Origin of the sequence: Acaryochloris sp. IP29b_bin.148, assembly GCF_028285565.1 — a bacterium.
In the GTDB taxonomy this organism is placed as follows: domain Bacteria; phylum Cyanobacteriota; class Cyanobacteriia; order Thermosynechococcales; family Thermosynechococcaceae; genus Acaryochloris.
The window spans coordinates 22191-34221 of the sequence record NZ_JANQOY010000176.1 but is presented as its reverse complement, the minus strand read 5'-3'; the positions used below and the strand labels follow the sequence as shown (position 1 = coordinate 34221).

Here is a 12031-nt window from a genome sequence, read left to right as displayed (position 1 = left end):
ATTCTCAACTTGACGGCGAGAAATAGCAAAAGCCCCTGCAGCGCCAGCCGCAAGCGCAACCCCCAGATCAATCAGGGTGGGACGAACCCGAGCCAAGATTTCTGAATTGGTTTGCGTTAATCCAAATAGCAACGTAATCAGGGTTGCCGCTAGGATGGATAGCAAGATTCCTTTAAAGGTGGTCAGAGCAGACCGCTTGAGGAGACGACGGTTGCCCATCACAATGGCATAGGCGATACCAATAATAGAGCCCATTAAGGGGGCGATGATCATGGCTCCAATAATCACAGCAGCGCTGCCTGAGAGTAGTCCTAGGGTGGCAATAACGCTGGATAAACCCAACATGGCATAGAAGCTGAGGGAAGGCACGGAGCTTTTCCATAAACTCCGATTGACGGCGGCAACAGGTCGGGGCTTTTCGACAGCCCAGCTCCAATCGCCACTGTTTTGGTGCCACAACTCAGCGACTTCTTTTTGGGCAGAATGTAAGCCTCGACGGCTTTTGCTGAAGTAGGTGCGGAGCTTAGTCATCAGTTTAGTCATGGATCGAGGATCCGTTAACGGTTGGTGGACGTGGCTCCACGGGTGAGCCTTATGAGCGAGTGGTGCGACGAAATACTTTTTTCAACCACTGCGGCAACTGCTGGATGAGGGAGTTGCCTGAAGATGAGGCCGCTTTTTGAGCATTGAGTTGAGAAGGACTTGGCTGTGTAACGGGGTCTTGGAGCGCGGTTGCATAACGGGCCGGTCGAATCTGGGAGCCAAAGCGATTGGTATAGACTTTGGTTAGCTCTGCACCAAAAAAGAAAATTTGCGCTGAGTAATTGACCCACAGTAAAACGACGGCAAGGGACCCGGCTGCTCCGTAGGTGGAACTGAGACTGTTTTGGCTCAAGTACAAACTAATCAAAAATTTACCCACGGCGAATAATAAAGACGTGAGAAACGAACCAATCCAGACATCGCTCCATTGAATCTCGACATCAGGCAAATATTTATAGATTAAGGCGACGATAAAGGTGATGATACTTAAGGAAAATACTGAATCTAAGATTCGTCCCACATGGATCCAAGAGCTGACATAGGTACTAGCGCTATGACTGACCGCCGTTAGCCAGGTGCTGAGTCCTAGGATCAGGATTAAAACCAGCCCAACGCCGAGCACCATCACAAAGGCAAAGAGCCGATCCCGCACAAATCCCTTCCAACCCCGATCTGGGGCAGGCTGAATTTTCCAAATGGAATTCAAGGCATCTTTGAGGTTGGTGAAGAGTCCGGTGGAGCCGACAAACAGTAAAACCAAACTTCCTAATGTATCTCTCATCCCAGATCCTTGTAGGTAGGTTCCCCGCACCATCACCCGGATAATAGCGGCACCATCGGGGCCTAACCATTCTTTGAATTGCGCCATTACTTGCCCTTGGACGGTGCTTTGGTTAAATGCCAAACTTGCGATCGCAATCACAATCACTAACACTGGGGCCAAGGAAAAAGCAGTGTAATAGGCCAAGGCGGCTGCCAGCCGAGAGGCTTTATCTCGTTGCCACTCTAGTCCGGTTACCTTAAGCAACCAAAAGACGTTATCAAAGGACATGCTGTGTTTCCTGCAAGAGTTGACGACGGTTGGAGCAAGGGAGGGTTTTAACAATAGGCTGGAGCCAAATGGTTATCCCTTGGGATGAATAACGGTGCTTGCTTGGGCAAGAATATTCCCAAAATCAAGCTGTTGCCAAGTCACCACACCCATAATTCCCAAAATTAAAATCATCCCCATACCCAACAGCCTCTGGGTAAACCCCTGGGCCTGCTGTCGCCACTGAAAGGGTAGTTCTAGGTTCTGAGCCGTCAATGTAGCGGTGGCTGCCAGATTCAATCCGATGACATTGGTTAGGACTAGCAGAAAGGCTCCAGGGGCTAATGCCCATTCCCCCGCCCCAATCAATAGCCCCAGAACAACTAATGGCGGCAGTATAGCGACGGCCACCATAACGCCAACCATCGCATTCTGATTATCAGAGGTGAGTGACAAAGCGCTGGCAATACCGGCTGCAACGGCTAATCCTGCATCCATTGGCTCCACCCTCACCCGTGCCATTACCCCTGGCAGGTCAGTCGGTATTGGACTCACTATTCCTAGAAAAATGGTGAGCCCTAGGACGAGTCCGATACTGATGCCGCCCACCTTGATCGCTTGTTTAGCTAAGACAAAATCCCCTAAAACTGCAGCCACTGCTAACCCCAAAATGGGTTGTAGTAAAGGTGCTAAGACCATTCCCCCAATCAAGATCGCTTCACTCCCCTTGAGTAAGCCAATGGCCACAATAAGCGTGGACAGGACCACTAGGCCGATCTGGGTTCCCGTTATTTGCACCTGTTGCCCCACTTTGGTATAGATTTCCTCTCGACTCAGGCGTGCAGCGGTTTGATTGCAAGGGGCCTCTAAGTCAGGCACGGGCCACTGGGCTTCCACTGGCAAAATTAGCACTTTGGGGTTGGCTAAGTTTGTCTGTAAACGATGGAGCACCTGCTCCACTTGGGGGGTTCTGACGGTTACTCGAATACAGGCTGGTTCTGACGTTTGCCAAATATCTATACAAGGAATGTCCTTGAGCAGTTCCAAGACTCTATCGGGTGATGAGGTATCAATTTCCAGTAACCGGACGTTCATGTCAAAAAGCGGGTGTGAAGGGGGGAGAGATTTAAATAGGGATATAAAAAGGCTAGGTAGTCTGAGACTACCTAGCACCTAGAGACACAGGAGTGAAAACGATCATCCATTACGGCTAGTCAATGGCTTGCTTAATGTCATCCTTAATATTCTCAATGGCATGTTGAGTCTCGGCTTCAGCCTGCTTGGCTTGACCTTCTTTGCGATCTTGAGGGTTGCCTGTGAGTTCTCCCATCATTTCCTGGCCTTTTCCCTCCAGGTTTTTGACCGTGGCATCAATTCTATCTTCAATACTCATGGCTTAACTCCTTTATTCTCAGTGGTTTTGGAGACACCATTAATCTATCAATCGGTCCACTGACTCAGGCTCTACCGCAAGATAGTTTGATGGGTCTATCGCAAGAGAGAGATCGGAGTTATGGGTACATCGGAATAGAAAATAATGCTAAGGCTGTAATACTATAACAGTATGGGTTTCAGACGCTAAATTTCACACTTTAAAAAGTGTGAAAACCGATGTATTTCTTTTCAGGTAAAGGTTTCAAGGAAATAACTTAGAAAATGTCAGCATCATTCTCCTAAGGGAGGGTAATTTTTACCTGACATTACCCTCATCAACTTGAATCAAGCAACCTCCCTAAAACAGCTATTGAGCTTAGTTTTCAATGACCACCTTGCCCATCGCTTGTCGACTTTCCAAACGAGCATGTGCCTGTCCGGCTTGTTCAAGCGAGTACTTTTCTTCATCAAGGACGGGGCGCAGTCCGCCTGACTCAACAATCTGAGCTAAGCTCCGAAGGATTTCCCCGTGTTGTTCTCGTTTGAAGTTGTGCAACATCGGAATGAGCATAAACACGACATGTAATGACAACCCTTTAAAGTGAGCTAACGTCAAATCCAGCTCACACATCGAAACGGTTGATGCAACTTGGCCATTCAGCGCGGCTGCTTCAAATGAATTAAGCATGTTTGCACCACCAACAGAATCGAACACCAAATCAAAACCGTTCCCATGGGTGTGTTTAGCAACGTATTGTTCAACTGATTCTGTCTTGTAGTTAATGCCGGTTGCACCCAGTTGGTTGATGAGGGCCAACTGTTTGTCACCGCCTCCTGTGGAATAGACGTCGGCACCAAAGTGTTTGGCTAGCTGCAGAGCGATATGACCAACGCCACCAGACCCGCCATGTACGAGAACTTTCTGGTCGGGCTTGATGCCCGCACGGGTTAGCCCTTCGTAAGCCGTAATGGCAACCAGCGGCAAGGCAGCGGCTTCACGCATCGACAAGTTTTTGGGTTTGTGGGCGATCAGGTTGGCATCCGCCACCATGTAGTCAGCCAGCGTACCCGGTAAGTCTGCCAGTCCACCTGCACAGCCGTATACTTCGTCGCCCATTGCATAGGTTGATACATCCTCGCCAACGGCCTCGACCGTCCCAGCGAAGTCCATGCCTAGAATCGCGGGCGTATCCGGCGAAAGTGGTAACTCCTTTCCCATCGTACGAATCATCGTATCGACCGTGTTCACACTCGATGCCGCGATCTTCACGAGGACATGTCCCGCTTTGACTTGAGGTTTTTCAATTTCCGCAGGTTCAAAGGTCGCATCTTCGCCGTACGATTTTATGAGCATTGCTTTCATGTTTAAGTCTCCAATTGGTTATGATTTCGTCCGTAGTGATGTTTTTACACAAGTAGGTCAGTGGGACCAAGCTAAGGCACATCTACCCTAAATTCGACAAGAGAATTTTGCGCTGAAATTAGCCCCGCGAATAACCAATCGTTTTCATTGCGATGCCTCCTTTCAATCCGTGAGGAACTGTGTCCGCATCATAATTGTTCGTAAAAGAATGATAAATAGGGCTTTGACGAAATCATAATTTGGATATTTTTTATAATGGATATTTCGTGGTTTTACTTATTTCTGAGAATTGCAGAGTTTGGCAGCGTTACGGCAGCAGCAAATGATTTATCATTTTCACCAACAAGTGCGAGTGATCGTTGCCGCCTCCCTAAACACAGCTTAGATGTATGCTAAACGCCTATAAGCATCTGTCAAAAAGGCTTTTAGCTGATGAAAAGATTAATAATAAAAAAGTTATTTCCTTGAAACCTATGCCTAGAAAAGATTATATTGATTTTGGTGGTTTTAAAAGTGCGACATTTACAGCCCGAAACCCGTACTGTTAGATCATTACAGCCTTAGCATTGTTTTCTATTCCGATGTACCCATACCCCCTATATTGGCAATGGCATCAGCCCCCCCCACCAAAGGGCAGCTAGAACGTTCCCTTTCTCAGAAAGTGCAGGCGTTATATCGCAATCAATTAGGTCAACAACCGACCAAAGTGAGCTGTCAGCTCTGTGACGAAAAATTGATTATCATCCTAGAAGATTCCTTGACCCCGCCCGAGCAAATTTTGGCTCAGAAGGGACAAGCAGACTTAGCTGAAGAAGTTCGAACAAATCTAGATGATTTTATGAAACCGAAGCTAAAAAGCCTGGTGGAGGAAGTCTCAGGCGTTACCGTAACCGATTTGCTCAGTGATGTTACCTTGGAGTCTGGACTCACTGGTATTATCGCCATGCTAGAGAAGACGCCAATGGTACGTAGCACGTCATAAAGGCCCCAACCCTGAAGATTATGCCCCAATCGGAAAATTCAAAGGTTTAGTCAATTGGGGGTGAAAGGAGACATGCTGGCAAATGAGAGCTTCCAAAGCCTCAATCAGATAGGGCTTACACAGATAGTCACAACAGCCTGCCTGCAACAACTGTTGTTTCTCTGTCGAAGTTGCTAAGCCCGTGACGGCAACAACAGCCACCGATTCAGCTTGGGGTAGCTTCCTCAGTTGCTGGAGAACGTCAAACCCACTCAAGTGAGGCATGACGATATCGAGCAGGATCAGATCTGGCACCGTATCTTTGACCATGGTTAGACCCGCTTGCCCGCCCTTGGCTAATAAGACATCACACCCCAGGCTTGTGACTAAGTGATACAGCAACAGAAGATTATCTGGATCATCTTCAATCACTAAGACTAGAGGACATCGTTTCTGGGGCGCTAAGCCTCTGTTCGATAGGACAATATTTTGATTATGGGGTAACGAAGAGGATTTCATTGGCTCCACCAGGGCAAGTACCGAGAATGACGATCTCCTGAGATAGGAGAACGAAGCATTCCATCAGTGGCCAAGGGGCACTTGAGGTGGATTGGTTCGCCTGACGTTTTGCTGGGGGAAGACTCTTTGCTCAGACTTTATCTAAGTTGAATCAGGAAAGAGTGGCTCAAGCCAACAAATTGACCGTTTTCTTAAAAGATAGTATGAATTTATCATAAATTATTGAGTGTATGCATTAGCAATAGAGGGCTCAACTTTTCAGAGGTGGCATTTTGGTCTTGATGGGTGGTGATCCAGGCTGCTTATGAGTTTGATGCCCATAAAGTGCGTACCTCAGAAGAGGCATTGGAGACTATCAAGCATCAACCCTACGGACCAGGCTTGTTGGCACCGCAGGGTTGATGGCTTACGGAGTCCATATGGGACTCCAGGCTCGATATCGTCAGACTAAGCTACCAGACTTAAGGGGCAGGTGCTGAAGACTCAGTAGATTCTTCACTGATTGAAGGGGCAGGAGAACTAGTGGGTTCAGGAGCAGAGACGTCTGGATTAGAGGACGGTACCGTCTCTTGACTGGAGGGATTCGTGGGTTGAGGCGAAGCAGGCTGGGTTTGGATAATTGTGGGTGGATCGGCGGGTGTTTCGGTGCGTTCGGCGGCAGGTGGATTGGGTAAGGTGATGTTGATATCAGGCGGTGTTGAGGGTTCTGAGGGCTGAGCGGGGACCACTGTGGGCGTCACGTTGGTGTCCTGACGGTTCGTCAGAATGTACCAAGCTAAAATGCCAAGTCCAAAGAAAGTGGTCACAATTATCCCAACCAAGAGGCCCCGAGCGGCATTATCGTTATCTCGAATTTTGAGTTGGCGATCCATTTCGAGCCGGGCTCGTTCCAATCGTGCTTCCATCGCTGGATCATCACTGCTTACGGTTTCGCGATGTTTACGTACAGACCCATCAGAGTAGCGCACTTCTTGATCGATGATGATTTTTTCATCGGATGACGGTTGGGGATATGGACGGTTTGTAGAATGTGTCATAAGGTTTACTCCCGATAACTAAAGGACAGTGCATCTCTCAATGGGGAACAAAAGATTGGCAGAGTGCCTAACTGTCAGAGCTTGATTCAGTGGTTTCATCACTGGGGTTTGGAATATCAATGTCAGGTTTAGGCAGATTAATTTCCGGTTTGGGGATATTGATGTTGATGTCTGGTGGGGGCGCTTCTGATTGGGGGACATTAATCACATCTGTATCTCCCGTCGATGGCTGATTGGTTTGGGCAAACACAAGCCAACCACCAATTCCTAATACCGCGACGGCAAAAACACCCACAAATAGTCCGGTTGCTGGATTGCTTTGACTCGCCCGACTGCCAGCTGCATAGCCTTGCTCGTAGCGAGCTTGTTCTTTTTCGAATTGACTCATAGGGTTTCCTTAACGTTCGGTTTCAGTTTATGGGGACTGATTGGGGGGCATCATCTTCCCAAAGTAGGAACTGGGGGTTTGACCGTTCTCCCCCTAAAGGTAGAGAGAAGTCCGTCCTGGATGTAGCTGGACAGGGGCTAAACCCGTTTGGTCAGGCCAAGTAAGACCGAAAGCATAAAACAGACGATAAATATGTAGAACAGAATTTTTGCGATCACAGCGGCACTGGCAGCAATACCGCTAAACCCAAGGAAGGTGGCAATTAAGGCAACCACCAGAAAGGTCAGGGTCAAATTGAGCATGAAGCCCCAAAAAAGGTCCAGCAACCTATCAAGGCAAACTGGACCTGACTACCAGAAACTCAATGCCTAATTGAAGTAACGATTAGTCGATCGCTTCTTTGACTTTGTCTTTTGCGTCTTCAGTGGCATGACGAACTCCTGCTTCTGCCTGCTTGGCTTTGCCAGCGGCTTGATCTTCAGGATCGCCTGTCACATTCCCTAAAGCTTCTTGGGCCTTACCTTCGATATTTTTAGCTGTGGCTTTTGCTCTATCTTCAGTACTCATAAAAGTTTCCCTCCTAAAGGCTACATTGCGTTTGGTTTGTACAGCTTTATCCTAGGAAAGGTCATCTTAAAACTCGTCTGTCCATGGGACGGTTCTCAGATTAAGGACGGTCCATCTTTAGGTGGATAGATCCCATCTAAACCGCAGTCAAATTTCCTCTAGGTGTAATCCCAGAGGATATCAGTGCCAAGCCTCAATATTTCAGGCATGAGAAAAATAGCGACCAAAATGAGATTAGACCCATCTGCAATGGGCCAACGGGAAGTCAGCCCAATCGATTGACGAGAGCAGTGGATTATTCAAACAATTCTTTCACTGCATCTTGGGCATCTTCCGCTGCAGATTCAATATTTTGCTCCAGATTGCCAATGGCATTTTGAGTTCGCCCCATATCCTGTTTAGCTTTACCTGGAACTTTCTTAAACGCGCTTTGAGTGGCCTGAATATCTTGTTGTGCTTTGCCTTGGGCTTGTTTAACTGCACCTTCTGCTTTGGTGCTGGTGCCGCTGCCGAAGGTCTTATCGATATCGGTTTTGGCCATGTTATCCAATTGTTCTGCCCGACTGGAGCCAAATAAAGCCATCAGTTGAGGCTGATTCGGTGCTGCGATCGCATCCATGGGAAGTGTCCCTAGACTGCTGATCAAAATCGAAAATGACAATGCCAATGTATAGGTAACTTGGCGGCAAATACGAATGAAACCAGGACGCATAACTTCCTCCTTAATCTTCTTTAGTTTTTTCAAAACCCTGAGTGGATTTCTACTCCTATTTACCCTGAGAGATGGGGCGAATAAATCTCCCCCAGGATCTAAATAGAATAAGGGTGAGTCTCCCTAAAGGTAGAGTTTGTGGCTATCTATATATATCTGTCCCTTGTGAATATAAAGCTAGATATTGTGTGAGCTATCAGAACTATTTTTCTCTGTTTTGGCGATAATTCAAGGGTTTATATATAAGAATATTATTGAGGTTTTGATCCTTTATCAGTACGCATGGTAATCCTTTGGACATAAGAGTTTGGATCAGCTTTATGTCTTAAGGCTGATGCTGGATACGGCTTGCTTGTCAGATAATTAAGACATCGAACATAAGCAATTTTACGGAGTCTTACTTTATGAGTAATGAGCATTTATCTGCTGTCTTAATAGAAGAACTATCCCCCGAAGAAAGAGAGCAAGGTTATGTCAAGGATGAAGCTGGCTTAACGAATAAATTTGCAGTTGAACCCGAACCATATGCTGCTGAGCCAGGCGAAAGACCAGAAGATTTCTTCGGATTTACCCCCTTTGCTGAAACCTTGAGTGGACGAATCGCGATGATTGGTTTTGACCTGCTAGTCCTCACAGAAATTGTGACTGGCAAGGGGATTATCCACTTATTGGGGTAAGTCAAGTCTCTGCAGAGTCTGACTTGATAAATCGAGATTGACTAAAAAGGTTTCTCGCACTCAATCATAAACATTTATAGGAGCATCGTAATTATGGAACGCCGAAAAGCAAAACTTGGCTTTACTCAGTTTGCTGAGACTTGGAGTGGTCGTCTAGCCATGATGGGATTTACCCTCTCAATTATTGCTGAATTAATCACTGGCCACGGTCTTTATAATCAGCTCTTGGCCTTATAGTAGTCATAAAATAAATAATTTAAGCTTTATTGCCTTCTGCCTGAATATTTTCTAAAGTATTCAAAATAGAACCCTCTGGGCGTATCCAACAGTTGGGGGAGGGCGTCTTGAAGCTTGGCCCTCACCCCCTGTTCTTGGCTGTGTAGGAATAGAGTTTATTGAAGATAGTCTAGGCATTAGATAAGCTCCTAATGCTTGGGCTATTTTTAATGGTTGCATGAAATATTTTTACAACTTTTGGCTGATAACTAAACCAAAAACTCATCCTTGCGATGGATGTATGGCAGATGAATATTTGATTAATTAGTAGAAGAAAAGGAAAAATGGGAAATATATATGCGACCTTACAATATTGGTTTAACGACTGAACAACGACAAGGTGTGATTCAACTTTTAAATCAAGATTTGGCTGATTTATATTTACTGGTCATTAAAACCAAGAAATATCACTGGGATGTCGTGGGTCCCCAATTTATGACCCTTCATCACCTTTGGAAAAAACAGTATGAAACCTTGACCTCAAATGTTGATGCTTGTGCAGAGCGAATCCGAGCGTTAGGTGGATATCCGCTGGGGACTGCCAAGGGTTTTTTGGATAACGCAACGATAAGTGAACACCCGGGTGACTTGCCCACTACAACGGATATGGTGGCTCGTTTAGTCAACGATCATGAACAGGTCATTCGTAATTTGAGAGAACATATCGATCACTGTTCTGAGCAATTCCATGATGAAGGAACAGCAGATTTCTTGACAAGTTTAATGGAAGAGCATGAAGAGATGGCCTGGATGTTGCGATCCTTTATTGAAGGAGAACACGTCGATGCCAGTGGTTCACGGTCGGGATTGAATCTGCAAGCAAGTGTGCATTAGATTTTGCGATGGCCGTAGGCCAGCCTACGGCCATCGCACATCAACTCAACGCTATCCCTCTGGGATGAAAGGGTTACCTACTCCAATCATCTGACCTTTCGGGCAATAATGGGCTAGATTGATACACCTCATTCTCCTTGCTATGGAAGAAATTTCAATAATGATCTATGCAGTTTGTTTCTAATCCATCTATCTCCCTCAAAATCAATGAAATGAAGAAAAGGGTGTGCTGGCAACACCCTTTAATTTCGGGCCAAAATATCAATCAGACCCAAGTGGTCTTAGAAAATGGGGAATCGAATCGTCAAGATTTCTCCTTCCTCGTGATCGGAGACAGTGGCACGGGGCAACACCGAGGGGATAGCCCTCAGCGACGCATGATGGAGCTGCTGTTGAAGCATGGAGAAGGAAGCAGCTTTGCTTTACATACGGGAGATGTCGTTTATCTCGTCGGCTCCGATGAGCAATATTCCGAGAACTTTATCGATCCCTATCGCGAGTGGCTCGTGGGGGGACATCAGCCCCAGGATATTGCCTACGATCAGATGGTGTTTCAATTCCCGTTCTTTCCAGTCCCCGGAAATCACGATTATTACGACTTGCCCTGGATATGGGGATTGATGTCCCAAGTGACGTTGCCCTTGCGTAAGCTATTCCAACGCCAATTTGATTTAGATGTCGGTTGGCACGGTTCCCACAAGGGAGAGGTCTATGCCAAAGCTTTTTTGGATTACGTACAGGGCCTCAGTGACTCAGAACTCAGACAACATCTAGACACCCACTACACGTCCTGCTCAGAGTCAGAGAAGTGTCTGCGATACCAACCGGGCCAATTTACTCGGCTCCCAAATCGCTACTATCAGTTTAGCCAAGGCGGGATTGATTTTTTTGCCCTGGATTCCAATACGTTTAATGCACCTCAGGCTTTGCCGGATACAGAAGCGGGCCAGCGATTGAAGCAATATCTGCTTAAAACTCGCCAATCCCTGATGCAGCAGAAGACAGACGCATTAAGAGCAGCGGTAGACATAGACGACTTAGAGATTGAGGACACTTATAGCAAGGTCGAACAAATTGAAGAGCAAATTCTGGATATTGATAAGCAGTTAGCCAATGAGACAGAAGCGGCTGTTGATATAGAACAACTCACCTGGCTCAAGCAACAGCTGATCCAATCCTGGCAAGATCCATCTGCTCGGGGGCGAATCTTATTTTTCCACCATCCGCCCTATGTGACAGAAGCAACCAAGTGGTATCAGGGCCAAACCTTAGCCGTTCGGCAAAACCTACGTTGGGTCCTGAATGGTGTTCAACGTCAGGTGGGTGAACTCAGCCAAGGTCGATCAATCGTAGATTTAGTCATCAATGGCCATGCCCACTGCATGGAGTATTTGATGACCGGAGATACAGGACATGCCGATGCCAATCTTAATTGGGTGATTTGTGGTGGTAGTGGTTTTAGTCTGCGCCGTCAGCGGTCTGAAGGACCGGAGTTAACGGAAAAACAGGAAGGAGAAAAACGCATTGTGGCGCGATCGCATCTCTATATCGGTCGATATGGACATGGCTCCCAAAAACATCGGCCCTATTCGGGCTTGCGTATCGATGTTAAAGCTGGAACACCGCCGAAAATTATTCTTCAACCCCTAGTTACCGAACGATTTCAGCATCAGTGGCAAACCCCCGTCATGGATACCATTGAACTCAAGTAATATCCTATTTTTTCCCTGTCAAGTTCAATCCCCAATAA

At 46.7% G+C, this 12031-nt stretch carries 16 protein-coding genes; 5 read left to right on the top strand and 11 right to left on the bottom strand.

Translation table 11 applies throughout. The features are described from left to right. The 5 genes from Q0986_RS16500 to Q0986_RS16480 form a co-directional block, all read right to left on the bottom strand. Positions 1-543 (bottom strand): DUF389 domain-containing protein (locus Q0986_RS16500; RefSeq protein ID WP_299412853.1); only part of this gene is annotated, 543 nt, incomplete at its 3' end. A 49-nt stretch (positions 544-592) separates the two neighbouring features. Further along, a complete protein-coding gene (locus tag Q0986_RS16495) occupies positions 593-1594 on the bottom strand; it encodes a YihY/virulence factor BrkB family protein (protein WP_299412850.1) in 1002 nt (333 codons plus the stop codon). A 72-nt stretch (positions 1595-1666) separates the two neighbouring features. After that, on the bottom strand, positions 1667-2668 hold the full coding sequence (locus Q0986_RS16490; protein WP_299412846.1) for a TIGR00341 family protein: 1002 nt from the start codon (positions 2666-2668) through the stop codon (positions 1667-1669). 115 nt (positions 2669-2783) lie between these two features. Continuing rightward, positions 2784-2966, bottom strand: coding sequence for a CsbD family protein (locus Q0986_RS16485; protein ID WP_299412843.1), 183 nt, complete (start codon positions 2964-2966; stop codon positions 2784-2786). Between the two features lie 357 nt (positions 2967-3323). Further along, entirely contained in the window at positions 3324-4310 is a 987-nt protein-coding gene (locus Q0986_RS16480; protein ID WP_299412840.1) for a zinc-dependent alcohol dehydrogenase family protein, read from the bottom strand. A 607-nt stretch (positions 4311-4917) separates the two neighbouring features. On the opposite strand from Q0986_RS16480, the gene Q0986_RS16475 reads away from it, so the two are divergent. Continuing rightward, positions 4918-5292 (top strand): DUF2294 domain-containing protein, encoded by a 375-nt coding sequence (locus tag Q0986_RS16475; protein ID WP_299412837.1) that lies wholly within the window; start codon positions 4918-4920, stop codon positions 5290-5292. Positions 5293-5310: 18 nt separating this feature from the next. Here Q0986_RS16475 and Q0986_RS16470 read toward each other — a convergent pair whose 3' ends face one another. The 6 genes from Q0986_RS16470 to Q0986_RS16445 all read right to left on the bottom strand — a co-directional run bounded on the left by Q0986_RS16470 (position 5311) and on the right by Q0986_RS16445 (position 8494). Continuing rightward, positions 5311-5790, bottom strand: coding sequence for a response regulator (locus tag Q0986_RS16470; protein WP_299412834.1), 480 nt, complete (start codon positions 5788-5790; stop codon positions 5311-5313). A 461-nt stretch (positions 5791-6251) separates the two neighbouring features. Then, positions 6252-6827: a hypothetical protein gene (locus Q0986_RS16465; RefSeq protein ID WP_299412831.1), complete on the bottom strand. Its 576-nt coding sequence runs from the start codon at positions 6825-6827 to the stop codon at positions 6252-6254. A gap of 67 nt (positions 6828-6894) precedes the next feature. Next, positions 6895-7215, bottom strand: a complete 321-nt coding sequence (locus tag Q0986_RS16460; RefSeq protein WP_299412828.1) for a hypothetical protein — start codon at positions 7213-7215, stop codon at positions 6895-6897. Positions 7216-7352: 137 nt separating this feature from the next. Next, entirely contained in the window at positions 7353-7517 is a 165-nt protein-coding gene (locus tag Q0986_RS16455; RefSeq protein ID WP_299412825.1) for a DUF1328 domain-containing protein, read from the bottom strand. 82 nt (positions 7518-7599) lie between these two features. After that, complete coding sequence (locus Q0986_RS16450) at positions 7600-7782, bottom strand: CsbD family protein (protein WP_010470481.1); 183 nt, start codon at positions 7780-7782, stop codon at positions 7600-7602. 295 nt (positions 7783-8077) lie between these two features. Next, positions 8078-8494, bottom strand: a complete 417-nt coding sequence (locus Q0986_RS16445) for a CsbD family protein (RefSeq protein WP_299412811.1) — start codon at positions 8492-8494, stop codon at positions 8078-8080. A gap of 404 nt (positions 8495-8898) precedes the next feature. On the opposite strand from Q0986_RS16445, the gene Q0986_RS16440 reads away from it, so the two are divergent. The 4 genes from Q0986_RS16440 to Q0986_RS16425 all read left to right on the top strand — a co-directional run bounded on the left by Q0986_RS16440 (position 8899) and on the right by Q0986_RS16425 (position 11993). Then, the gene (locus Q0986_RS16440; protein WP_299412807.1) at positions 8899-9171 is read left to right on the top strand and encodes a high light inducible protein; all 273 of its coding nucleotides are present in this window, start codon (positions 8899-8901) and stop codon (positions 9169-9171) included. Between the two features lie 93 nt (positions 9172-9264). After that, a complete protein-coding gene (locus tag Q0986_RS16435) occupies positions 9265-9408 on the top strand; it encodes a high light inducible protein (RefSeq protein ID WP_299412804.1) in 144 nt (47 codons plus the stop codon). A gap of 336 nt (positions 9409-9744) precedes the next feature. After that, positions 9745-10281 carry a Dps family protein gene (locus tag Q0986_RS16430; protein ID WP_299412799.1) on the top strand — a complete coding sequence of 179 codons (537 nt, stop codon included), beginning with the start codon at positions 9745-9747 and terminating at the stop codon, positions 10279-10281. 167 nt (positions 10282-10448) lie between these two features. After that, positions 10449-11993, top strand: a complete 1545-nt coding sequence (locus Q0986_RS16425; RefSeq protein WP_299412795.1) for a metallophosphoesterase — start codon at positions 10449-10451, stop codon at positions 11991-11993. Positions 11994-12031 lie beyond the last annotated feature (38 nt).